Source organism: Streptomyces sp. NPDC029956, assembly GCF_055574655.1.
On sequence record NZ_JBVHZJ010000027.1, the window covers coordinates 75,705 to 98,810 of the forward strand.

21 protein-coding genes, 1 tRNA gene and 1 pseudogene are annotated in these 23,106 nt (G+C 71.8%); 12 read left to right on the top strand and 11 right to left on the bottom strand.

The genetic code is table 11. The features are described from left to right. Positions 1-340: 340 nt before the first annotated feature. Positions 341-1,837, top strand: coding sequence for a SulP family inorganic anion transporter (locus tag ACZ4XX_RS22025; RefSeq protein ID WP_468509552.1), 1,497 nt, complete (start codon positions 341-343; stop codon positions 1,835-1,837). An 87-nt stretch (positions 1,838-1,924) separates the two neighbouring features. Here the strand turns inward: ACZ4XX_RS22025 and ACZ4XX_RS22030 are convergent, their stop codons facing one another. Next, a complete protein-coding gene (locus ACZ4XX_RS22030; RefSeq protein ID WP_468509553.1) occupies positions 1,925-2,596 on the bottom strand; it encodes a DUF2278 family protein in 672 nt (223 codons plus the stop codon). A 238-nt stretch (positions 2,597-2,834) separates the two neighbouring features. On the opposite strand from ACZ4XX_RS22030, the gene ACZ4XX_RS22035 reads away from it, so the two are divergent. After that, positions 2,835-2,919, top strand: a tRNA-Leu gene (locus tag ACZ4XX_RS22035). An 82-nt stretch (positions 2,920-3,001) separates the two neighbouring features. Here the strand turns inward: ACZ4XX_RS22035 and ACZ4XX_RS22040 are convergent. Then, positions 3,002-3,751, bottom strand: coding sequence for a GntR family transcriptional regulator (locus tag ACZ4XX_RS22040; RefSeq protein ID WP_468509554.1), 750 nt, complete (start codon positions 3,749-3,751; stop codon positions 3,002-3,004). Positions 3,752-4,047: 296 nt separating this feature from the next. Here ACZ4XX_RS22040 and ACZ4XX_RS22045 point away from each other — a divergent pair, with 296 nt between their 5' ends. From ACZ4XX_RS22045 to ACZ4XX_RS22065, 5 genes are read left to right on the top strand one after another with little or no spacing between them, the layout of a single operon-like run. Beyond that, on the top strand, positions 4,048-5,166 hold the full coding sequence (locus ACZ4XX_RS22045) for an ABC transporter substrate-binding protein (protein WP_468509587.1): 1,119 nt from the start codon (positions 4,048-4,050) through the stop codon (positions 5,164-5,166). Next, complete coding sequence (locus ACZ4XX_RS22050; RefSeq protein WP_468509555.1) at positions 5,166-6,065, top strand: ABC transporter permease; 900 nt, start codon at positions 5,166-5,168, stop codon at positions 6,063-6,065. Before ACZ4XX_RS22045 ends, ACZ4XX_RS22050 begins: the two co-directional genes overlap by 1 nt. Then, positions 6,062-7,021 carry an ABC transporter permease gene (locus tag ACZ4XX_RS22055; protein ID WP_468509588.1) on the top strand — a complete coding sequence of 320 codons (960 nt, stop codon included), beginning with the start codon at positions 6,062-6,064 and terminating at the stop codon, positions 7,019-7,021. Before ACZ4XX_RS22050 ends, ACZ4XX_RS22055 begins: the two co-directional genes overlap by 4 nt. Positions 7,022-7,024: 3 nt before the next feature. Beyond that, entirely contained in the window at positions 7,025-8,116 is a 1,092-nt protein-coding gene (locus tag ACZ4XX_RS22060) for an ABC transporter ATP-binding protein (protein ID WP_468509556.1), read from the top strand. Then, positions 8,113-8,772 carry an HAD family hydrolase gene (locus ACZ4XX_RS22065; RefSeq protein WP_468509557.1) on the top strand — a complete coding sequence of 220 codons (660 nt, stop codon included), beginning with the start codon at positions 8,113-8,115 and terminating at the stop codon, positions 8,770-8,772. The genes ACZ4XX_RS22060 and ACZ4XX_RS22065 overlap by 4 nt, the downstream gene beginning before the upstream one ends. On the opposite strand, the gene ACZ4XX_RS22070 is transcribed toward ACZ4XX_RS22065, so the two are convergent. Then, positions 8,769-9,605, bottom strand: coding sequence for a TioE family transcriptional regulator (locus ACZ4XX_RS22070; protein WP_468509558.1), 837 nt, complete (start codon positions 9,603-9,605; stop codon positions 8,769-8,771). The two genes, ACZ4XX_RS22065 and ACZ4XX_RS22070, sit on opposite strands and share 4 nt — an antisense overlap. Before the next feature lie 58 nt (positions 9,606-9,663). Here ACZ4XX_RS22070 and ACZ4XX_RS22075 point away from each other — a divergent pair, with 58 nt between their 5' ends. After that, positions 9,664-10,905, top strand: coding sequence for an erythromycin esterase family protein (locus tag ACZ4XX_RS22075; RefSeq protein WP_468509559.1), 1,242 nt, complete (start codon positions 9,664-9,666; stop codon positions 10,903-10,905). Positions 10,906-10,990: 85 nt separating this feature from the next. On the opposite strand, the gene ACZ4XX_RS22080 is transcribed toward ACZ4XX_RS22075, so the two are convergent. After that, positions 10,991-11,908 (bottom strand): DUF6891 domain-containing protein, encoded by a 918-nt coding sequence (locus tag ACZ4XX_RS22080; RefSeq protein WP_468509560.1) that lies wholly within the window; start codon positions 11,906-11,908, stop codon positions 10,991-10,993. Positions 11,909-12,176: 268 nt separating this feature from the next. Between ACZ4XX_RS22080 and ACZ4XX_RS22085 the strand changes: the two genes are divergently transcribed. Further along, positions 12,177-13,148 carry a quinone oxidoreductase family protein gene (locus tag ACZ4XX_RS22085; protein ID WP_468509561.1) on the top strand — a complete coding sequence of 324 codons (972 nt, stop codon included), beginning with the start codon at positions 12,177-12,179 and terminating at the stop codon, positions 13,146-13,148. A gap of 202 nt (positions 13,149-13,350) precedes the next feature. Here the strand turns inward: ACZ4XX_RS22085 and ACZ4XX_RS22090 are convergent, their stop codons facing one another. The 4 genes from ACZ4XX_RS22090 to rox form a co-directional block, all read right to left on the bottom strand. Beyond that, positions 13,351-14,358 carry a HEAT repeat domain-containing protein gene (locus ACZ4XX_RS22090; RefSeq protein WP_468509562.1) on the bottom strand — a complete coding sequence of 336 codons (1,008 nt, stop codon included), beginning with the start codon at positions 14,356-14,358 and terminating at the stop codon, positions 13,351-13,353. A gap of 44 nt (positions 14,359-14,402) precedes the next feature. After that, the gene (locus tag ACZ4XX_RS22095; protein ID WP_468509563.1) at positions 14,403-15,074 is read right to left on the bottom strand and encodes a HEAT repeat domain-containing protein; all 672 of its coding nucleotides are present in this window, start codon (positions 15,072-15,074) and stop codon (positions 14,403-14,405) included. 150 nt (positions 15,075-15,224) lie between these two features. Beyond that, entirely contained in the window at positions 15,225-15,950 is a 726-nt protein-coding gene (locus ACZ4XX_RS22100) for a 4'-phosphopantetheinyl transferase family protein (protein ID WP_468509564.1), read from the bottom strand. A gap of 134 nt (positions 15,951-16,084) precedes the next feature. Beyond that, a complete protein-coding gene (gene rox / locus ACZ4XX_RS22105) occupies positions 16,085-17,512 on the bottom strand; it encodes a rifampin monooxygenase (protein WP_468509565.1) in 1,428 nt (475 codons plus the stop codon). 436 nt (positions 17,513-17,948) lie between these two features. On the opposite strand from rox, the gene ACZ4XX_RS22110 reads away from it, so the two are divergent. Continuing rightward, entirely contained in the window at positions 17,949-19,367 is a 1,419-nt protein-coding gene (locus tag ACZ4XX_RS22110; protein WP_468509566.1) for an amidase, read from the top strand. Between the two features lie 109 nt (positions 19,368-19,476). Here the strand turns inward: ACZ4XX_RS22110 and ACZ4XX_RS22115 are convergent, their stop codons facing one another. Both ACZ4XX_RS22115 and ACZ4XX_RS22120 read right to left on the bottom strand, forming a co-directional pair. Beyond that, positions 19,477-19,806: a plasmid stabilization protein gene (locus ACZ4XX_RS22115; RefSeq protein WP_468509567.1), complete on the bottom strand. Its 330-nt coding sequence runs from the start codon at positions 19,804-19,806 to the stop codon at positions 19,477-19,479. A 103-nt stretch (positions 19,807-19,909) separates the two neighbouring features. Continuing rightward, complete coding sequence (locus ACZ4XX_RS22120; RefSeq protein ID WP_468509568.1) at positions 19,910-20,509, bottom strand: DUF6328 family protein; 600 nt, start codon at positions 20,507-20,509, stop codon at positions 19,910-19,912. Between the two features lie 325 nt (positions 20,510-20,834). Here ACZ4XX_RS22120 and ACZ4XX_RS22125 point away from each other — a divergent pair, with 325 nt between their 5' ends. Together ACZ4XX_RS22125 and ACZ4XX_RS22130 are read left to right on the top strand one after the other, a co-directional pair. Continuing rightward, the gene (locus ACZ4XX_RS22125; protein WP_468509569.1) at positions 20,835-21,227 is read left to right on the top strand and encodes an STAS domain-containing protein; all 393 of its coding nucleotides are present in this window, start codon (positions 20,835-20,837) and stop codon (positions 21,225-21,227) included. A 34-nt stretch (positions 21,228-21,261) separates the two neighbouring features. Continuing rightward, entirely contained in the window at positions 21,262-21,954 is a 693-nt protein-coding gene (locus ACZ4XX_RS22130; protein WP_468509570.1) for an ATP-binding protein, read from the top strand. A gap of 138 nt (positions 21,955-22,092) precedes the next feature. On the opposite strand, the pseudogene ACZ4XX_RS22135 reads toward ACZ4XX_RS22130, so the two are convergent. Beyond that, a pseudogene (locus tag ACZ4XX_RS22135) lies at positions 22,093-23,001 on the bottom strand (SigB/SigF/SigG family RNA polymerase sigma factor); the annotation flags it as partial. Positions 23,002-23,106: the final 105 nt, after the last annotated feature.

Consider the following 23,106-nt stretch of genomic DNA (forward strand, 5'->3'; position numbering starts at 1 on the left):
TCCGCGGCGACACGCTCCTGGTGCTCGGCGGAGGATCGGGCCCCGGGCCGGTCCACCGTGACGCGTACACGCGGACGCCCTCGCCCCGCTCCTCGGCCGCCGGCCGGATCGCACGGTCCCAGGCGGGTGTCGTGCGCCCCCGGCATCCCGCACCCGTGATCGTCCACGGCTCCGTCGTCGCCGTGCCGGTCACCGCCGGTACAGTTGCCGATGGCGAGGGCGGCAGGCTGCGGCCCCGCCGTCGTCATGTCGGGGCCGACGGCGCCCCCGGCGCAGATCCGCACATGCCCCGGCCACGTCCGCCGCGGGGCGTGCCCACGCGTGACAGGTTCCCCCTCCTTTGTCCTCTTCGCCCGCCCGTGTCTCCGTCGCGCGTCTGCGTCCCGACTGGCTGACCGATCCCAAGGTCTGGCGCACCGAGGTGCTGGCCGGACTGGTCGTCGCCCTCGCGCTGATCCCCGAGGCGATCTCCTTCTCGATCATCGCCGGGGTCGACCCCGCGATCGGCCTGTTCGCGTCCTTCACCATGGCCGTGACCATCGCGATCGTCGGCGGACGCCGGGCGATGATCTCCGCCGCGACCGGCGCCGTCGCGCTCGTCATCGCACCGCTCAACCGTGAACACGGCCTCGGGTACCTGATCGCCGCCGTGATCCTGGCCGGCGTCATCCAGGTGATCATGGGCGCGCTCGGGGTGGCCAAGCTGATGCGGTTCATCCCGCGCTCGGTGATGGTCGGGTTCGTGAACGCGCTGGCCGTCCTGATCTTCATGACCCAGGTGTCCGAGCTGCGGAACGTCCCCTGGGCCGTCTATCCGCTCCTGGCGGCCGGCCTGCTCCTCATGGTGTTCCTCCCGAAGGTCACCACGGTCGTCCCCGCGCCCCTGGTGTCCATCGTGGCCCTCACCGCCGTGACCGTGGCCGCCGGGATCGCCGTGCCCACCGTCGGGGACAAGGGCGAACTGCCGTCCTCGCTGCCGACGCCCGGCCTGCCGGACGTGCCGTTCACCGCGGACACCCTGATGACGATCGCGCCGTACGCCTTCGCCATGGCGCTCGTCGGTCTGATGGAGTCCCTGATGACCGCCAAGCTCGTCGACGACATCACCGACACCCGCTCCGACAAGACCCGCGAGTCCATCGGCCAGGGCATCGCCAACATCGTCACCGGTTTCTTCGGCGGCATGGGCGGCTGCGCCATGATCGGCCAGACGATGATCAACGTGAAGGTGTCCGGCGCCAGGACCCGGCTGTCCACCTTCCTCGCGGGCGCCTTCCTGATGGTGCTCTGCATCGTCTTCGGGCCGGTCGTCTCCGACATCCCCATGGCCGCCCTGGTGGCCGTCATGGTGATGGTGTGTTTCGCGACCTTCGACTGGCACTCGATCGCCCCGGCCACCCTCAGGCGCATGCCCGTGGGGGAGATCGCCGTCATGGTGATCACCGTGGTGTGCGTGGTCGCCACCCACAACCTCGCCGTCGGAGTGGTCGCCGGGTCGGTCACCGCCATGGTGATCTTCGCCAGGCGGGTGGCCCATCACGCCGAGGTGACCGCCGTGACCGATCCCGACGGCACGACCGTGGTCTACCGGGTGACGGGCGCGCTGTTCTTCGCGTCGGCCAACGAACTCGTGGGCCGGTTCGCGTACGCCACGGACCCCGACCGCGTCGTCATCGACCTCTCGGCGGCCCACATCTGGGACGCCTCGTCCGTCGCCGTCCTCGACGCGATCGAGGCGAAGTACGCGCAGCGCGGCAAGACCGTGGAGATCACCGGTCTGAACGACCCGAGCGCGGCGCTGCACGGCAGACTCAGCGGAGAACTCACGGGCAGCTGAGGGCTGCCCAGGGCTGCCCAGGGCAGCCGGGGCAGCCGGGGGAACTGGGGGAACCGGGGAGGCTCCCCGGCTCCCGGGCTCCCCCGGTCATGCGGCCGGGTGCCCCGCGCTGTCCGTCCGTGCCGCCTGACTGGAGAACTTGTTCAGGAAGACGTCGTAGCGGCCGTCCGGGCGCCGGGTGAACGTCGCGCCGTCCTGCCAGATGCCGTTCTCCGGCCACCACTGGGAGCCGAACGGGTCTCCCTGGTTCTGGTGGATGTTGTGCATGCCGAGGTCTCCCTCGGGGTCGTCGACGAACGGCTCGCCGAAGACGAGCGTGCGCCGCCCCGGCACGAGCATCGGCTCCAGGGCGTCGGCGGCGTCCTCGTTGGAGCCCGCCTGCCACGGGCGCGAGCCGAACAGGTCGAGAAGCTCCTGGAGCCAGGACGGGGGACGGCGCTCGAAGAGGACCCCGGTGCGGTCCACCAGCTCAGGATGGCGCAGATAGTCCATGGCGCCGGAGTCGGGGGTGGGAGCGAGGTCGAGGTAGCCGGGGGAGAGGGCGGCGGCCGGCCCGACGAGGGAGGGCCCGAGGGTGAAGGTCTTCCACTGCACCCCCACGTTGGACTTGTGGCTGTCGACGTCGATGGCGCAGTGGTACTGCCCGGCGGGCGCGTCCACCTTCAGATTGACGTGGAACCAGCGCCCCTGGTCGTCCGGATCGTCCCGATGGTGCGCGTTGAGGGTCCCCACGAGCACGCCGTAGTTCTGGAATGGCATGACCGCCACTGAACCACCGCCGACCACGCCCCGTACATCGTCCATTGCGGTACGTGTCCACCGCGCCGGTTCCGGTGGTCAGGGGACCGTGATTGCGGATCAGTCCGTCGAGTACGGCGGCGAAGGGTGTCCGCACCCCGTGGGCGGTCACGGGAAACGGAGGTGAAGTGCAGGTCAGAGCCCTGATATATTCATCTTGTCGCCGCGAGTGATCATCACTCACCGCGACGCACACCTTGTCCGGGTGGCGGAATGGCAGACGCGCTAGCTTGAGGTGCTAGTGCCCTTTATCGGGCGTGGGGGTTCAAGTCCCCCCTCGGACACGACGATTCGTCGTACGAAGTGGTGGTCGAGAGCGATCTCGGCCACCACTTCGTCGTTTCCGGGGCGCAGGCCCGCGTCGGGTCACATCAGCAGCGAGCCCGGGTCCCTCACCAGCGGCGCCGTCCCCACCGAGTTGCTCACGTTGAAGGTCACGCTGCCCGCGCGGTAGCGGTCCTCGGTCCATTCGATCGGGCGGCCGTCCGGGTTGCTGGTCAGGTGCCGCTGGCGCAGGAGCGGGCTTCCCCGGCGGACCCGGAGCAGCCGGGCGTCGTCGCTGCCTGCCGGGACGGCGTCGATGAGGTGCTCGCCGTAGTGCGCGACGATTCCGGCCTCCTCCGCCATGCTGTCCATGATCGAGGCGCAGTCGACGGGCAGCGCCTCGACCGTCGGAGCGACCCAGCCCGCGTACGCCGTACGTTCCACCATGACGGGTTCGCCGTCCAGGAGTCGCAGCCGCAGGACGTCCAGGACCCCCGCCCCCTCCGGCAGGACGAGCCGGCGTGCCTCCTCGGGGGTGGCCGTGCGGCGTTCCCGGTGCAGGAAGCGGCTGGTCGCCCGGTAGCCCATGGCCCGCGCCCACTGGGCGAAGCTGTGGAGCTCGGCGAAGCTGTGCCGGCGCTCCCTGCGGAGGACGATGCGGCGGGCCCCCTGGCGTGAGCCGATGAGTCCTTCGGAGGTGAGCAGGGCGACGGCCTGGCGCACCGTGCCGCGCGACGCGGCCCAGCGGGTGGCGAGGTCGCTTTCGGAGGGCAGGCGGGCACCGACCGCGTACTCGCCGCTGAGGATCGAGCGGCGGAGTCCCTCCGCGATCTCCACGTAGAGCGCCGTCACGGCATCCCCCTTCTTGCGTGTGGCTGTGCGCAGTTGGTCACAGCGGGTGTGGTGCGAGGGTCAGCCTAACCCGACCGGACCGCCCCCGGGCGAGTTCCCAGGTCGGTCCAAGTCCACTGCGTTCACCTGGTGTTCATCGCATCCGGCTCTTCCGGGAGGCGCCCCGAGCCGGTCATGTTCCGTTCATCCTGCGGACAGGATGTAAGGGCGAACTAAGGGCGGCTTGTTCAGACAAGTTCCTTCACTCGCTCCTGGGAGAACCCGTGCGCAGAACCCCCCTCCGCGGTGCCGCCGTGCTGCTCGGCGCCGCTGTCCTGACCACCGTCACCGCCTGCGGCGCCGCACCCGAGGGTGCGGCCGGGGCCGGCGGCGACGGTGCCGAGGCGGCCACCGCGGCGTCGGTCAAGGACTTCGGCGGCATGGACGCCCTCGTCAAGGCGGCCAAGCAGGAAGGCGCCCTCCACGTCATCGCGCTCCCGCCGGACTGGGCCAACTACGGCGAACTGATCAAGACCTTCGAGACCACGTACGGCATCGAGATCGAGAGCGAGAACCCGGACGCCGCGAGCGCCGACGAGATCGCCGCCGTCAAGTCCCGCAAGGGCCAGAAGCGCGCCCCCGACGTCCTCGACCTCGGCATCGCCTTCGCCCGAAGCGGCGCCGAGGAAGGCCTGTTCGCCCCGTACAAGGTCGAGGCCTGGGACAAGATCCCCGCCGCCCAGAAGGACGAGGCCGGTCGCTGGTACAACGACTACGGCGGCTACGTCTCCATCGGCTGCGACGCCAAGCGCATCCCGAACTGTCCCAAGACCTTCGCCGACCTCCTCAAGCCCGAGTACAAGGGCAAGGTCGCCCTCAACGGCAACCCGACCAAGTCCGGCTCCGCCTTCGGCGGCGTCTACGCGGCGGCCCTGGCCGCCAAGGGTTCCTTCGCCGACATCCAGCCCGGCATCGACTTCTTCGGCAAGCTGAAGAAGAGCGGCAACTTCATCCCCGTCGAGTCCACCCCGGCCACGGTCGAGAAGGGCGAGACGCCCATCAGCATCGACTGGGACTACCTCAACGCCGGCTACGCCGACCAGTTCAAGGACAAGGGCGTCGACTGGCAGGTCGCCGTGCCCACCGACGGCGTCTACGCCCAGTTCTACTCGCAGGCCATCAACAAGGACGCCCCGCACCCCGCGGCCGCCCGCCTGTGGATGGAGTTCCTCTACAGCACCGAGGGCCAGAACCTCTGGCTCAAGGGCTACGCCCGCCCGGTGCTGCTCCCGGCGATGACCGCCGACGGCACCGTCGACAAGACCTTCGTCGCCAAGCTGCCCGCCGTCACCGGCACCCCCGCCTTCCCGGCCTCCGCCGAGCTCGACAAGGCCAAGGCCACTCTCGCCGAGAAGTGGGACAAGGCCGTCTCCTGATGTCCTCCGCCTCCTCCACCCCCACCCGGGGAACCGCCGGCGGCACCCGCCGCCGGCGGCGCGGCCCGCGCACCTGGCTCGCAGCCCTCCCTCTCGTCGCCTTCACCGGCCTGTGCTTCGGCCTGCCGCTCGGCGCCCTCCTGTACGGCGCCGTGACCCGCACCGACCCCGGCACCGGCGCCGTCACCCTGACCGGCGAGCACCTGAGCCGCTCCCTCCAGGGGCCCTACCTGGGCTCCCTCGTCGGCAGCGTTCAGCTCTCCGCCCTCACCGCGCTCATCGCCTCCGTCATCGGCGTCCTCATCGCGCAGGCCGTCGTCACCTCCCGCTCCCAGGGCCTGCGCAACGCCGTACTGACCGCCTCCGGAGTCCTCGCCAACTTCGGCGGCGTCCCCCTCGCGTTCGCGTTCATCGCGACCGTGGGCATCTCCGGCGTCGTCACCCAGCTCGCCGACCTGAGCAGCCTCGGCTGGAACCTGTACTCGTTCACCGGACTCGCCGTGGTCTACCTGTACTTCCTCGTCCCGCTGATGGTCCTGGTGATCCTCCCCGCGCTCGACGGGCTGCGCCCCCAGTGGCGCGAGGCCGCGCAGAACGCGGGCGCAGGGGCATGGCAGTACTGGCGCCACGTCGGCATCCCCGTCCTCGCGCCGTCCCTGCTCGGCGGGTTCGTGCTGCTCTTCGGCAGCGCCTTCGCCGCGCATGCCACCGCGGCGGCGCTCGTCGGCGGCTCCGTCCCCCTGGTCACCCTCAAGATCGCGGACGCCCTCTCCGGGAACGTCCTCGTCGGCCAGGAGAACGTCGCCCTCGCCCTCGGCCTCGACATGATCCTCATCGCCGGACTCGTCATGGCCGTCTACCTCCCCCTCCAGCGCAGGAGCGCCCGATGGCTGCGATGATCCCCACCGCCCGGGAGACCGCACCCGAGCCCGGCACGGACGACGCGGACACGTCCGCACCGGCCGCCCCCACCCGGACCCGGACCCGGCCCCGCGTGTGGCGCGGCGCCGTCCTCGGCCTCGGCGGCGCCTACTTCCTCGTCCCGCTGATCGCCTCGTTCGTCTTCACCGTGCACGCGCCCGGCCAGGGCATCTCCTTCGACGCGTACACCGCGCTGCTCGCCGCCGACGGCTTCACCGAGAGCCTGCTGCTCTCCCTCGGCCTGGCGGCCGCGACGATCGTCCTCGCGCTGCTGCTCGCCGTGCCCGCCCTGGTGGCCGTACGGCTCGGGGCGCCCCGGCTGCGGACGGTCGTCGAGGTGATGTGCATGCTGCCGCTGGTGGTGCCGCCCATCGCGCTGGTCACCGGCATCAGCACCGTCCTGCGCTGGGGCCCCGACCACCTCTCGCGGACCCCGCTCTACCAGACCTTCCTCGCGGTGCAGAACGAGAACTTCCCGGTCGTCCTGGTCCTCGCGTACACGGTGATGGCCCTGCCGTTCGTGTACCGGTCCCTCGACGCCGGACTGCGCGCCGTCGACGTGCCCACGCTCGTCGAGGCCGCGCGCAACTGCGGGGCGAGCCGGCCGTACGTGATGCTCCGTGTCATCGTTCCCAACCTGCGCTCCTCGCTCGCGGGTGCCGCGTTCCTCACCCTGGCCCTGGTCCTCGGCGAGTTCACCATCGCCTCGCTGCTCGGCTTCCGGCCCTTCGCGGTGTGGATCGTGTCCATCTCGGGCGCCCACGCCCGGATGTCGGTGGCCGTGTCCCTGCTCAGCCTCGTCATCACCTGGGCCCTGCTGCTCGCCCTCTCCCGGGCGGGAACGGCGTCGGCCGGCACACCCGGCGCCACGAGCGGCGCTCGCCACGCCCCCAGTTCCCGTACACCGTCCCGCACTTCGCCCAAGGAGTCCTGACCCATGTCCTCGTCCACAGCAACAGCGGAGCGGACCGAGCCGGTCGCGGTCGGCGGGGCGCGCATCGAATTCAGGGGCCTGCGCCGCACGTTCGGAGGCACCACCGCTCTCGACGGCCTCGACCTGACCGTCGAGCCCGGCGAACTCCTCGCCCTGCTCGGCCCGTCGGGCTGCGGCAAGACCACCGCCCTCCGCGTCCTCGCAGGCTTCGAGCACCCCGACGCGGGCGAAGTCCTCGTCGACGGGGCGGACATCACCCAGGTCCCGGCCAACCGCCGCGACGCCGGCATGGTCTTCCAGTCGTACAGCCTCTTCCCCAACCTCACGGCCGCCGACAACGTCGCCTTCGGCCTGCGCGTACGCAAGGTCAGGACCGTTGAACGGCGCGCCAGGGCCGCCGAACTCCTCGACCTCGTCGGCCTGCCCCAGTACGGCGACCGCTACCCGCATCAGATGTCGGGCGGCCAGCAGCAGCGCGTGGCACTCGCCCGGGCACTCGCCCTGCGGCCCCGCGTCCTGCTCCTCGACGAGCCGCTGTCCGCGCTCGACGCCAAGGTCCGGCTCAGCCTGCGGGAGGAGATCCGCCGCCTCCAGCTCTCCCTCGGCATCACCACGGTCTTCGTCACGCACGACCAGGAGGAGGCCCTGTCCATGGCGGACCGCGTGGCCGTCCTCAACGCCGGAAAGCTGGAGCAGTGCGCCGCCCCGGCCGAGCTCTACCGCCGCCCGGCCACCCCCTTCGTCGCCGAGTTCGTCGGCACCATGAACCGGCTCCCGGGCGTGCTGACGGACTCCGGCGAGGTCGAGGTGGCGGGCGCCCGCCTGCCCGTCGACGGCGAGCCCCCGCAGCTGCGCGAGGTCGACGTCCTGGTCCGCCCCGAGAACGTCACCGTGACCGAGGCCGCCGACGGCGACGCGACCGTCGTCTCCACCTCCTTCCTCGGTTCCGTCACCCGTGTCCACCTCGACCGCGGTGGTACGAGCGTCAAGGCGGACCTCTCCTCCCGGGAGGCGACCGCGCTCACCCCCGGCGCGCGCGTCGCCCTCGGCCTCGCGCCGCACCCCGCGCTCGTCGCACCGAGGGCGGAGCGGTGACCGAACTCGCCGCCGTCCTCTTCGACATGGACGGCACCCTGGTCGACACCGAGGTCCTCTGGTGGGAGGCCACGGTGGAGACCGCCGCACGGATCGGCCACCGGCTGACCGACGCGGACGCCCCCGAGGTCGTCGGCCGCGCCGTCGAGGACACCGCCGCCCACCTCGTACGCGTGACGGGAAACCCGGACACGGACGGCGTGGCGACAGCACTCACCGCCGCCTTCCAGGAACGGGTCGACCGGGGCGCACCGCTCCGCCCCGGCGCGGACCGGCTCCTCACCGAGCTCGCGCTGGAGGGCGTGCCGTTCGCCCTGGTGAGCGCCTCACCGCGGTCGGTGGTGGACTCGGTGATCGGGGGCGCGCTCGCGCACGTCCCCTTCGCGTTCACCCTCTCGGCCGACGACACCGTACGGACGAAGCCTCACCCCGACCCGTACCGCGAGGCCGCCCGCCGGTTCGGCGTACCGGACGCGGCGTGCGTCGCCGTCGAGGACTCGCCGGACGGCGCGGCCTCGGCCGACGCGGCGGGCTGCACCGTCCTCGTCGTCCCGTCCATGCTGCCCGTGCCGGCGCGACCGGGGCGGATCTTCGCGGAGAGCCTGGAGGAGGTATCGGTCGCGCGGCTGCGCCGGTACGTGGCGGGGGGCGGCTAGCGCGGCGACGGCCCGGCCGCGGGGGCGGGGCCGAGCTCTCCGTCGCGATCGCGCGTCCGCTCCCGCCGTCGTTCCCGTTCCTGCCGGCGTTCCCGCTCGCGTTCCCGTTCGCGCAGGTACGCCTCCAGCGTGGCGGCCCCGGCCAGCATCGCCCGGCCGCGCACGGAGAGCCGGTCGTGCCAGTCACCGAGTGCGGCCTCCAGCGGCTCGAGCCCACCGGCCGCCCGCACCTGGGTGATCAGCGGCGCGATCTGCTCCAGCAGATAGCCACCGCGCCGCAGTTGGTGGACGAGGCGGACGTCCCGCACGTCGGCCTCGTCATAGACGCGGTACCCGGTGAGCGGATCGCGGCGCGGGCGCACCAGCCCGGCGCGCTCCCAGGCGCGCAGCGTGGCGGGCCGGATGCCGAGCTTCTCCGCGAGGGGCCCGATGAACGTGTCGGCGGGCTCGGAGACCCGGCCGGGCCCGGTCGTGGTGGTGGCGGGCTCCAGGTCGCGGAGGGCGTTCTCCACGGCCCGGAGGGTCCGACGGTCGTCGAGGAGCAGTGCATGGCTCTCGTCGATGAGACGGAACGCCTCCTCGGCCGCGTCCTCGTTCACCGCCCGCATGATCGCCGTCGCCGTCCGGTGGCCGTGGCCGGGCATGAGGGCGAGGAAGGCGCGGAGCGCGCCCGCGTGCAGAGCCGTGTAGCTGCGGTATCCGGAGGGAGAGCGGGTGGCCGCCGGAAGGGCGCCGGCCTCCTCGTAGTTCCGGATCGCCTGCGTGGACAGACCGTGCTCGCGCGCGAGGTCGACCGGGCGGAGCTGTCCGGTGCTTTGAGGTTTTCGAGCCATGGTCCCGCCGATATCGAGCGAAAGTCTCAACCGAGTGTTCAACGATACCGTTGAAGCCATGGCTACCGACATCAAGGACGTCACCCGCGCCGTCGAGTCCGCCGCCGTCATGGGCCTGCTCCGGAGCAGGCCGCGACTGCTCGCCCTGGGAGAGCCCACGCACGGCGAGGACGCGCTGCTCGACGTACGCAACGAACTGTTCCGGCAACTCGTCGAGGAGGAGGGCTACCGGACGATCGCGATCGAGAGCGACTGCATGAGGGGTCTGCTCGTGGACGACCACGTCAGCACGGGCGCCGGGACGCTCGACGAGGTCATGGAAGAGGGATTCAGCCACGGCTGGGGCGCGTCGGCCGCCAACCGCGAGCTCGTCCGCTGGATGCGCGCCTTCAACGAGCACCGCCCGGTGGCCGACCGACTCCGCTTCGCGGGCTTCGACGGCCCGCTGGAGATCACCGGCGCCGAGAGCCCCCGGGAGGCCCTCACCGCACTCCACGGCTATCTCTCCACCCGGGTCGACACGAAGCTGCTCCACGCCGTCTGCACCGTGGACACGCTCGACCGCCTGCTCGGCCCCGACGGCCGGTGGACCGACACCGCCGCGATGACGGACCCGTCACGGTCCGTGGGTCAGTCGGCCGAGGCCACGGAGCTGCGCGTGCTCGCCGACGACCTGGTGGCGCTGCTCGACGCCCAGCGGCCGCACCTGATCGCGACGAGTTCACGCGAGGACTGGGACAGGGCACGCCTGTACGGGCGCACCGCGACCGGACTGCTCCGCTACCACTACTGGATGGCCGACACCTCGGAGAGCCGCATGACGCGGCTGGTGAGCCTGCGGGACCGGATGATGGCCGACAACCTCCTCGCTGTCGCGGGCGTGGACGCCGACGCCGTCCGGGCCTCTGGCGCTGTCGTCGACCGGGCCCCCGTCCTGGTTCACGCCCACAACGGCCATCTCCAGCGGCCCAGAAGCTCGATGCGGATGGGAGGCCGGCCGGTCGAGTGGTGGAGTGCGGGCGCGATCGTGAGCGCCCAACTGGGGGAGGAGTACGCCTTCTTCGCGACCGCAGTGGGCACGATCAGGCGCCAGGGAGTGGACACGCCGCCGCAGGACACCGTCGAAGGACTCCTGTACGCGGGCCCGGAGGACTGCTCGGTCGTCGACACCCGGGGTCTGGCCGCCGCCCTCGGCGACGCCCTGCCCGCGCCGCGTGTGTCCCCCTGGTTCGGCTACGCGCCACTCGACCCGGCGCACCTGCCCGACATCGACGGCATCGTTTTCGTGAAGGACGTCTAGAAGGCGCCCCCACCGCCACACCTTCGGCGGCCTCCGGGCGCGGTGGCCCTGGACAGCACCTGGCGAGGCGGGAACGACCGCGGGCCTAGCCGACCAGGCGGCGGCGCCAGTTCAAGGGGGTGACGGTGATGGCTTCGTCGGGGGTCCGGTCCCACTCGGTGGGGAGGCCGGCTGCTTCGAGGGCGGCCACGACCTCGTGGCCGATGGCGGTCGTCGCCTCCGGCCCGTCGTCGAAGCCGCCGTACAGGAGCGTCAGTCCGTGGCCCGCCGCGGCGAAGTCCGTGCACTGCGTGTGGAAGTAGACGAAGCCGCGGGCGTCGGGCTCGCCCTCGTGGCCGATCTCCGAGTCGCCACAGGTGAGGCAGCACGTGAAGTTCTCGCGGGCCGTGATGCCGGCCTCTCCCAGGGCCTCGAACGCGCGGGCGAGGCGTTCGGGGTCCGTCTCGCCCTCCCAGCTCGACTGCTCCTCGACCCGCTCCAGCCACAGCCGGTCGACCAGCGCCTCGGCCTGCTCGCGTGAGACGGGTCGGCGGCCCTCGGTGACCAGGTACTCCTTCGCGATCTCGGTCAGTTCGGCGCGGGAGGCGTAACCTCCGGTCAGGACCTCCCGGACGCGCTTCTCCAACAACTCGCGCTCGTCCTCGTCGAGGTCGAGCGGCGGCACCTCGCGGGCCGGGCCCATGTCCAGCAGCGTCCAGTCGAGACCCGCGTCCCAGTCGGCGTCCCGGCGCGCCCAGCCGGTGAACGCCGCGATCACGGCCTCGGGTCCGTCGGTCGTCACCTGGAAGTGGCGGGTGGCCGCACCGTCCCGGTGCTCCAGGGTGTAGCCGCCGCCCTTCTTGTGCCAGACCTGGGCGAAGACGTCAGGCAGGTCCGGAATCCGCTGGACCACCAGGAACAGGTCACCTTCGTCGCCGATGCGCCGGACGAGCCCGGCCAGTTCCTCGGCAGACACGCGGACGTGCCGCTCCCCGTTCTCCGTCTTCACCACGATCTCGAGCATGCGCAGACTCTGACACACACGTCCGACATCCGATTCCGGGCCCCCAGGATCCGGCCCCGGGGATGCCGACCCGAAGACTCCGGTGCCAAACAGGCGTCTCAGCTCTCGGAGGGGGCGGCGGGCTGGTCTGCTTGCCGGGAATCGGATCGCCGTCAACGGGGTTGGTGGGGGATGAGCCGTCAATCGCCGTCAACGGGGTTGGTGGGGGATGAGCCGTTATTGGAGGGCCATGCGAGCGATTCAGGTGTACGAAGTGGGCGGTCCCGAGGTGCTGCGGGAGGCCGAGGTGGACCAGCCGCGGCCGGGTCCGGGCGAGGCGGTCGTGGAGGTCGCCGCATCCGGGGTCAACTTCCTCGACGTCTACCACCGCGAAGGTCGGTACAGCCTCCCGCTGCCCTTCACCCCGGGCGCTGAGGGCGCCGGCACGGTCGTCGAAGTCGGACCCGGCGTCGCCGACGTCGCAGTGGGGGACCGGGTCGGTTGGGTGGAGATTCCCGGCACGTATGCCGAGCGGGCCGTCGTGGACTCCTCCCGGCTGGTGCCGCTGCCCGACGACATCGGCTTCGAGACAGCCGCCGCCGTGCTCCTCCAAGGCATGACCGCGCACTATCTCGTCAAGGACGCCTACCCGGTTCAGGGGGGCGACACGGTGCTCGTGCATGCGGCTGCTGGTGGCATGGGGCTGCTTCTGACCCAGCTCATCACCCATCTCGGCGGCAGGGTGATCGGCACGACGTCGACCACGGCGAAGGCCGAGCTGGCGAAGCGTGCCGGGGCCGCCGAGGTGATCCTTTCCTCCGCGGTCGACGATCTCGCAGCCGAGGTCAGGCGGCTCAACGGCGGTCAGGGACTGCCGGTCGTCTTCGACGGCGTCGGCGCGCACACCTTCGATGCGAGCCTCGCCAGCCTGCGAACCCGCGGCCATCTCGTGCTCTTCGGCGCGGCAAGTGGTGCCGTGCCGCCGTTCGATCCGATTCGGCTCGCCCACGGCGGTTCGCTGACCTTGATCCGGCCCAGCCTCGGGGACTTCATCGCCGATCGGTCCGAACTGCTCCGACGGGCCGCCGACGTGTTCGAGTGGGTGCGCTCCAAGGCGCTTGAGGTCACCGTGACGGGCCGCTACGCATTGTCCGAGGCCGCCCGGGCCCACAGCGATCTGGAGGCTCGCCGTACCACCGGCAAGCTGCTCGTCGTACCCGATGCGGCCGCTCTTGGACGCCGCGAGGAGACGCAGAGCTGATCGCCGGTGCGAGGTCGGGGATCGTGGAGACTGAGATGTCGAGGGCATGGCCGACCGTCATCGCCAAGATCCCCGACAGCGTCAGGCACTCACCAGGCCGAGATCAAGTTCTGGCGGTTTCCGGCGTATCGGGGTCACACCCCTTCAAGATCCCTCAGCCGAGACCTGGCCCACCCGTCCACAACCTCCCGGGACGGAACAGCTAGCGCGCCTCCCGCAGCGTCAGGATGTACGTCGCCGTCAGCGCCACCGCCCGGTCCTCGTCGTGCGACAGCGTCTCCAGGGCACGTGACGCCTTGTTCCCAGGGATGTCCGCCAGCGCCTGGGTCAGCCGGCGGCGCGCCGACGCGTCGACCGTGTCGGGCGTCAGGCGGGCGACGAGGCCGGTGGCGATCCGGTCCGCCCACGCGGGGCGACCCGCCAGTGCGCTCAGCGCGTCCGCCGCGTCGACCTCGTTCGTCTCCTCCACGACCAGGTCGATGAGCGTCGGGATCGCCTCCGACGCTCCGCGCGCCCCCAGCGCGAGCGCCGCGAGCCTGCGGACGGCCGTGTCGGCGTTCGCGAGCGCCTCGCGCAGGAGCGCCGTCGCCTCGTCGCTCGTGATCTCGGCGACGGCCTGTACGGCCCGTTCCCGTACCGCGGCCGCCGGTGAGTCCAGGCCCTCCGCCAGGAGGGCGATCGAGCCGCCGTCGCCCGACTGCGCCAACGCCCAGCGCAGGGCTCCGGCGACGTTCGGGTCCGCCTCGCTCAAGACCGCCTCGACCAGCGCCTCCACCGGTACGGGGACCTCCTCGACCGAGGACATCGCCGCGCGCTGCCGCTTGCCCGCGCTCTCCGATCCCAGCGCGTGGAGGAGCGCCACGATCTGGAGGACCTCCTCCCAGCCCGCGGGTTCCGCGGCACCGATCCGGCGGAGTCGGGTGAGCAACGCCGTCTCGGCCGCGATGCGTTCCCGTGTCCCGCGGATGAGGTCCTCGACGAGCTCCGTCGGCGCGAAGCCGGGATCGTCCAGGGCGCTCCCCACGTCACGCAGTGACAGCCCCAGCGATCTCAGGCTCTCGATGTGGAAGATCCGCCGGATGTCCTCGCTGGAGTACTCCCGGTAGCCGGACCCGGTACGGCCCGTCGGCCGCACCAGGCCCAGCGACTCGTAGTGCCGGAGCATGCGGGCGCTGACCCCGGACCGTCGTGCCACCTCGCCGATCAGCACGGCACGGCCCCGGACCGTCGATCCACTTCACCGGTCAGCATGCGTCACCGCTCCTCCTGGCTGGGCGTTCCGAGGGCCACGACACGCTTCGCCTCCTCGATCGCGAACTCGAATCCGGCATCCGGGTCGTGCAGCAGCCGTTCCGTGGCGATCGCGTGCTGACGCACCACGGGAGTGCCCTGCGTCGCCGCGGCGCGGAGCGACGGCAGGATCACCTCACCGAGGGCGGTCAGCGACCTGCTGAGGCTCAGCTGCGTCTCCCGTCCGCCACGCCCGAGTTGCGTCGCCAGCGTCTCCGCCAGTTCGGCCCGCTCCGCCTCGGGTGCCAGCACGACCGCCGCCCGCCACGCACTCCGCGCCACCTCGTCGTCGGCGTCGGTCAGCAGCTCCCGCGTGATCGCGGGCCACGCCTGCCGGTCGCCGATCTTGGACAGTGTGTGCAGCGCCTGGCTCCGTGCCTGGGCCCGCTCCGAGCGGACCTCGCCGACAAGCCCCGGGAGCGTGTCCGACGGCGCGTGCCGGGTCAGCGCCCACGTGAGCATCTCGCGTACGTAGAACTCGGGCTCGACAGCACACCGCTCGACGAGCGTGTCGACGAACCGCGGATCCGGGGTCGTACCGACCGCCAGCGCCGCCCGCAGTCGTACCGACGAGCTGCCGTCCTCCAGTCCCCGGAGAGCGCGCAGCGTGTTCTCGTCGTGGATTGCCATGGTCATCGGGACCACCTCCTTGCCCGGCAGTCAAGACCTTGTCATCGTGTCAAGGTCAAGCGCGGCGTCACGGCGCGCCGCGCCGTCCAGGCATCCGTGCGTCCGCGCATCCATTCCCGCATCCCCGCATCCACGGACGCGCGTGACGCCGTCGCCTTACTGCTCCCCGAACCCGGCCCCGACCGCGCCCCCGACTGCGACCGCGACCGCCGCCGCGTACGACGACGCGACCCGCAGGTCGGCGAGCGACCAGCCCGGCACGGTCGCCGGTTCGGGGCCCAGGCCCATGTACGTACGGTCGAGACCCCCGGCCAGCCCTTCTCCCGTTCCCTTGAGGTACGCCTCCTTGCGCGCCCAGCACTGCGCGAACGCGACCGGCCGGCCCTCCGAGGGCAGTCGCGCGAACTCCTCGCGTTCCCGCGGGTGCAGACTGTCCGCCAGGAGGTCGGACACGTCGGCCTCCGGGTGCGCCTCGACATCCACTCCCACGGGCGTGGCGGCGATGCCGACCAGCGCCAGGTCCCCGCTGTGGGAGAGGGAGAAGTGGAACCCGGCGTCCCGTACCGCCGGCCGTCCGTGCGGTCCTCCGCAGACCGGGCAGTCCTCCCTGACGAACACCACTTCGTCCGCCCGTATCCCCAGGTAGTGCCCGAGGAGACGCCGAAGCCCCCCGTGCGCGGCGAGGTACCGTGCCCGGTGGTCCTCCCGTACCAGGGCCTTCCACCGGCGGTGCTCCTCGGCGTCCAGGAGGGCGGGCGCGCCGGGGTCCTCCGCCAAGGGCAGCAGCCAGAGCGCCGCCGTTCCGTCGGCGACGGGCAGCACGGCCGACTCCGGCGTGTCGCCGACGTGCAACACCCGTACGGGGGTGATCTCCATGGTCATGCCACCATTCTGCACCGGTCGAGCAGGCCGACCCCCCCCGCCGGTCGAGTACGCCGACCTGCTGGTCGGGCACGTCGCACCGCCGGTCGAGCGCATCCGCCCGCCGGTCGAGCACCCCGACCGCCCGTGCGCGATCAGCGCGTGGCCGCGCCGAACCACGTCGGCAGGTGTGCGAGCAGCTCCTGCTGGTCCTCGCCGACCCAGGCCACATGGCCGTCCGGCCGCAACAGGACGGCGGGTGCGGCCAGTTCCTCGCTGATCTCGACGACGTGGTCGACCCGGTCCGCCCACCCCTCGACCGAGAGCCGTCCGGTCTGGTCGAGGAGCAGTCCGCGGCCCTCGTGCATCCGCTCGTAGAGGCGCCCCTGCTTCAGCTCCAGGTCGCGCATCCGCTTGCCCAGCAGGTCGTCGCCCTCGCCGAAGTCGTAGCGCACCGAGATCGCCGTGATCTTCTCGATGAGGTACCGGTTGACGTCCTCGAACTCCACGAGTTCCGCGAGCAGTCGGCGTACCGCCTGCGCGCCCGGCTCGGTCGACATCAGCTGGATCTGCGCGCGGGTGTTGTCCAGGACGTCCGTGGCCACCGGATGACGCTCGGCGTGGTAGCTGTCGAGGAGCCCCTCGGGCGCCCAGCCGGCGACCGCGGCGGCCAGTTTCCAGCCGAGGTTGAACGCGTCCTGGATACCGAGGTTGAGCCCCTGCCCGCCGGTCGGCGGGTGGATGTGTGCCGCGTCGCCCGCGAGGAACACCCGGCCGACCCGGTACCGCTCGGCCTGCCGGGTCGCGTCGCCGAAGCGGGACAGCCAGCGCGGCGAGTGCGCGCCGAAGTCCGTCCCGGCTACCGCCCGCAGCTGCCCCTTGAACTCGTCGAGGGTCGGCGGGGTCGAGCGGTCCTCGGCGACCCCCTCGGCCGGCACGACGACTCGGAACACCCCGTCCCCCAGGGGCATGGCGCCGAACCGCAGTTGGGTCTTGCGGACCTCGGTCATCACCGCGGTCAGCTCCTCCTGCTCGGCGGTGAGTTCCATCTCGCCCAGCAGCGTCTCCACGCGGGAGGGCTCGCCGGGGAACGCGACGCCGAGCAGCTTGCGCACCGCGCTGCGGCCGCCGTCGCAGCCGACGACGTACCGTGCGCGGAGTTCCTCGCCGTCGGCGAGTCCGACGGTCACGCCGTCCTCGTCCTGGCGCAGGCCGACCACTTCGCAGCCGCGGCGGATCTCGGTGCCGGCCTCGGTCGCGTGCTCGGTCAGCAGGCGCTCGGTGACCTGCTGCGGGATGGCGAGCACGTACGAGTGGGCCGTGTCCAGCCGCTCGGGCCACGCCTTGCCGAGCCCGGCGAAGAAGCCGCCGACCGCGATCTGCTGCCCGAGCCCGAGGAACTGCTCCAGCAGACCGCGCTGGGCCATCACCTCGATGCTGCGTACGTGCAGACCCTGGGCGCGCGACTGCCGGGTCGGCTCCGTCTCCTTGTCCAGCACGAGCACGTGGACGCCGTGCAGCCGCAGCTCGCCGGCCAGCATCAAGCCGGTCGGACCGCTGCCCACAACGATCACGTCAAACATGAGAACCGCCCCGTTTCGATAGTCGCGTCCAGTCGGCCGCCGGTCGTGGGCCCCTGCGCCGCCGCGTGCGTGTCGATCGTGCGAACGCGTCGATTTCCGCAGGTCACTGGCTACGGCTGGAGATTCTGCAGCATGCAGGGGGCCTTGCCGCAAGGCCCCCTGTGCGCTATACCTTGAGAGTGGCGAGGAGACGTTTCAGCTCCTTGCCTTTCTCTTTTCCTCCTCCGTGGCCCAGGCGCCGAACCGACCCCGGCCCGACACCGACCCGGCGTCGATCCGACCCCGGCCCCGACGCCGACCTCGGCCCCGAGGCCCGTCGTCGGACGGCCTCCAGCGCGGGGAGGTGCTTGCCCGAATCGGCCAACCGCTCGCGTGTTACTGGTTGGTAGGGCATGCTGGCGGCCAACCATCCACACGGCCGGGGGCTGAGGTAGCGGTGACGACTTTCGAGGAACAGGCCACGGTGCACGCCTTCCGGGACGACGCGCTGGGCGAGCACGACGCCGTCGGCCTCGCCGCGGCGATACGGCGGGGTGAGGTCGGCGCCGCGGAGGTCGCACGGGACGCGGCCGAGCGCGTACGGGACGTCGAAGACCGGCTCCACGCGGTCCAGGTCCACATCGACGTCCCCGCGTACGCCAACGCGCCGGGCGGCGGCGCCTTCGCCGGGGTGCCGACCTTCGTCAAGGACAACACCGACTACCTCGGCCTGCCCACCGGTCACGGCAGTGCGGCCTTCACCCCGCGCGTCGCCCGGCGCCACGCGCCCTTCGCCCGGCAGCTCCTGAGCAGCGGCGTCACGGTCCTCGGAAAGACCCGGCTGCCCGAGTTCGGATTCAGCCCCGCCACGGAGTACGAGACATCCGAACCGGTCCGCAACCCGTGGAACACCGGCTATTCGGCCGGCGGTTCATCGGGCGGCAGTGCGGCCCTCGTCGCCGCCGGTGCGGTGCCGATCGCCCACGCCAACGACGGCGGCGGCTCGATCCGCATCCCCGCCGCCTGCTGCGGGCTCGTCGGTCTCAAGCCGACCCGCGGCCGGGTCGTGGCGAACGCGCAGAGCAGCCGGCTGCCCCTCGACATCGTCTCCGACGGCATCGTGAGCCGTTCGGTACGGGACACCGCCGCGTTCCTCGCCGCCGCAGAGACCCACTGGCGGAACCCGAAGCTGCCGCCCCTCGGTCTCCTCGAGGGACCCTCCGGACGGCGCCTGCGCATCGGGTTCCTGGTCGACTCGCCGAACGGTGTCCACGCCGACACCTCGACCCGGGCCGCCGTCATGGACACCGTCGCGACGCTCGAACGGCTCGGCCACGCCGTGGAACCGGTCGAGCTGCGTCTCGACCCCCGCTTCACCGACGACTTCCTCACGTACTGGGGCATGCTGTCGTTCCTCCTCGGCGTCACGGGCCGGACCCTCGGTCCGGACTTCGACCGGCACCGGATGGACGGCCTCAGCCGGGGGCTGCGCGAGGAGTACGTGAAGAACTGGCGGCGCACGCCCGGCGTACTGCGGAGGCTGAAGCGTACGCGGGAGGCGTACGCGGCGGCGTTCCGCGGCCTCGACCTCGTCCTCACGCCCGTACTGGCGCACACCACGCCGCGGATCGGTCATCTCAGCCCGACCGTGCCGTACACGACGCTGGTCGAGCGGATCCTCGCGTACGTCGCCTTCACGCCGGTCAACAACGTCGTCGGGACGCCGTCGATCTCGGTTCCCGCCACCAGTGCGACGAAGGACGGGCTGCCCGTCGGCGTCATGTTCTCCGGCCGCCCCGGCAGCGAACGGACGCTGCTCGACGTGGCCTACGCACTGGAGGCGGACCGCCCGTTCCGGCGCATCCAGGACATCTGATCCGCGTGCCGGACCCGAGGGCGGAGGGCGCCCGCGGGTCGGAGAGTGGGGGCGGACCGGAGGGTGCCGGCGGCTCGGAGCGTGCTTGATCAGCCGCCGCCCCCGACGATCAGTCGTCTCCGCCGAGCGCGCGCTTGAGCTGTGCCTTGTTCATCTTCGAACGGCCGTCGATGTTCCGGCGCTTGGCCTCTTCGTAGAGCTGGTCGAACGTGCGACCCTGCGCGCCACTGTGCGAGCGCCGGCCGCCACGCTCGCCGGACGACCTGTCCTCCAGGGACAGCCGACTCGACGTCCTGGACTCGCCGTGCCGGGCCCGCTCCTTGTTCACGGTGCGGGCGGCGATCTCCTTGGCGCGGCTCTCGCTCTCGCCGCGCTCCTCCGCGCTCTCCTTGATGTGCTCGTACTGCCGTTCCCGCTTGGGGCTGGATCCGCGAGGCATGACGGGCTCCTTCCTCCGTGCCCCGCATCGGCGCGTGGTCGCGTCTCCCTGGTGCGCCGAGCGGTCTCCGTGCGGATACCCGCAGTCCCTCCCCGCACTCCTCTCACTCCGTCCTCTTCGAGGTGTGCCGACTGCGCGCCCACAACGGCAGGGCGAACCAGCACAGCAGGTACCAGGCCAGAACCGCGCCCACGAGATACGGAACGATCTCGTCGTCGGTGGCCACGCGAAGGATGAGGACGAGCGCGCTCGTGAGCGTGGCGAGGAGGAGCAGGAGTCCGATGAAGGTCAGCCGGGACGCCCATGCGACCGCCTGGGGTTTGATCCTCCGGCCCGCCACGAGGCGGTGGAAGGAGACCGGGCCGATCAGCGCGCCGGTGGCCAGCGAGCCGAGGACCACCGTCAGGATGTAGATCCCCTTGTCGGTCGAACTGAGGGTCTCGTACCGGGCCGTGAAGACGACCGTCAGGAGGAAGCCGAGGAGGATCTGCACACCGGTCTGGACCACCCGGATCTCCTGCATGAGGTCCTGCCACTGCCGGTCGGCGCGCTCGTCGGCCGTCTCGTCCCGTCCTCGTACGGAGTCCCCGTCTCCACGCGTGTCTCCCTCGCCCTGGCCTGCTGCGTCCCCGGCGCCGCGCGTGTCCTCCTGCCCCTCCGGCCGTTCGTCGTCGCGTCCCCTCCCGGTGTCGCGGTCAGTCATCCGTCTCACCTTCCGGTTCGAGGGGCCCGCGTGGAGGCGGAGGCCGTACGCCATGCCTTCCCGATCCGGCCCGGCCGAAGCCGTTCCGGCGCGGATCTTCGTCGTATCGCACGATGATCCGATCAGCGCGTTCCACACGATGATGCGGTCGATCCGGTGGAGACGGTCGAGACGGGCGGCAGGGTCCGTACGGCCGAGCGCGGGTCCGGCCGACCGCGGCGCGTGCTCCACGCGGCCGGAGGACTTCCGCTCGCCGTGCCGGGAGCCCTCGGCGTATCGTCGGCCTCAGCTCGGAATTCTGCGCCGACGGGAACCGGAGAGCCGGATGCCAAGGGATGCGACAGGGACGGGTGATGCCGGGCTCATCGGCCCACGCCTCACGTCCGAGGTCCGGTGGAGCGGCTCCACGGCCGTCGTCACCGTGGCGGGCGAGCTCGACCGCGACACCCAGGAGCCCCTGCACAGGGTGCTGACCGAGGCCCTGGACCGGCGCCCCGAACGGATCGTCGTGGACTGCGGACGCCTGACGTTCTGCGACTCGACCGGACTCAACCTGCTGCTGACGACGAGACTGGCCGCGGTGGAGGCCGGCAGCCGCTTGGAGCTGGCCGCGCTGCGCCCGCCCGTCGACCGGGTCTTCGACGTCACCGGGGTCGTCGCGGTCTTCACGGTGTACGACGAGCTGCCCGCCGACCTGGCCGAGGGGGAGCACCCGTGAACGCGGCACGACACCGGGCACGGTGGAGGCAGGGATGAGTGAACCGGTCCGGTCCAGGGGCCAGATCAGACGGCTCGTCCTGCGGAGCGGGGAGTCGGTGGTCGCACGGTGCCGTGACTTCTGCCGGGTCGCGCTCACCGACTGGGACTGGCCCGGTCCACCGGAGGACACCGGGCTCACCGAGGAGGAGCGGGACCTCGCGATCGAGGACGTCCTGCTGGTCGTCTCGGAAGCCGTGACCAACGCCTGTCTGCACGCCGACGGCCCCACGGAGCTGGTCATCCGGCTCGCCCCCGTCGAGTCGCGGGGCCCGGGTGCGCAGAGCCTCGCGCCGACCCGCGCCGCCGCCGTCGTGGCCGGAGACCTGCGGATCGAGGTGAGTGACCGGAGCAGCCGGATTCCCGCCTTCCGGCCACGCGGAGCGCCGGGGCAACCGGGCGGCAACGGCCTGAGGGTGATCGACCGGCTCGCCCGGGCGTGGGGGGCCGTCCCCGGGGAGACGGGCAAGTCCTTCTGGATGGAGGTGGCGGCCCCGACCCCGGTGAACGGACTGCCGGGTGTCGCACACCCGCCGGCAGCTCCTGCGGGGCCACCGGTTCGCGAAGAGCCACCGCCGCCCGCTCCGGATGCACCGCGGGCGGCGTCGGACCGCGACGGCCCGTCACGGCCGGTCCCGGGGGACCCTCCTCGTACCGGTGGCGGGGCGGCCCCGGGTGGTGGCCCGTGACGCGACCTTGCTGTGCGCTTCCCGGCTCGATCGGCGAGGCGCGGTCGCAGCCGCATCCGCACCCGCAGTCGCAGTCGCAGTCGCAGTCGCAGTCGCAGTCGCGGTCACGGTCGAGGCCGATGTCGTCACCTCCGGTTGCTGCTCCGCCGTCAGCGCCGCACGCAGATCGCCGAGGATGCGGCTGAGGAGACGCGACACGTGCATCTGTGAGAGGCCGAGGCGCTCGCCTATCTGCGCCTGGGTCAGCTCGTCGCCGAACCGCAGCGCGAGGATCGTCCGGTCGCGCGCCGAGAGGGCGGCGACGAGCGGCTTGAGCGCCTCCAGGTTCTCGATCTTCTCGAAGGCGTCGTCGTCGCAGCCGAGGCAGCGCGCGAGCATGCCGGGACCGCCGTCCTCGTCGTCCGCCGGAATGTCGAGCGAGCGACTGGTGAACCCGTTCGCGGCGAGCCGGCCCTCACGCAGTTCGGCCTCGGTGATGTGGAGGTGGGTGCAGAGCTCGGCGGCCGTCGGCGGGCGCCCCAGCTCCTGTTCGAGGCCGTCGGTGGCCTTGGCGAGGTCCAGGCGCAGTTCCTGGAGGCGGCGCGGTACGTGGACGCTCCAACTGGTGTCCCGCAGATGCCGCCGCATCTCGCCGAGCACGGTCGGCAGGGCGAAGGACATGAACTCGTTGCCCCGCGCGGGGTCGAACCGGTTGATCGCCTTGATCAGGCCCACGGTGCCGACCTGGACGATGTCCTCCCAGGACTCGTGGGAGCGGCGGAAGCGGGTCGCGGCGTACTTGACCAGGCTGAGGTTGAGTTCGACGAGGGTGTTGCGTACGTACGAGTAGTCCGCCGTGCCCTCCTCCAGTGAACCCAGCCGCTCGAACAAGGCGGTCGAGAGCGTGCGGGCGTCCGCGGTGCTCACCGAAAGGGGATCCGCGATCTCGGGCAGGCCGGCCGTCGCCCCGGCATCCCGGCGGTCGGGCCGGCGGCCGCTCGGCAGGGACCCGAGCTTCTTCGGGGCGGCCCGCTCGAGGCTCCGGACGGTGGTGCGGTGGTTCGACATGAAGGCTCCTCGTCACAGGTCCCTCCCTCTGGGGTTCTACCCGTTCCTGCCGCACACGAGCAGTGTGCCGTGGGTGACGGAGGGGAGAAGACGGGGGAATGAGGG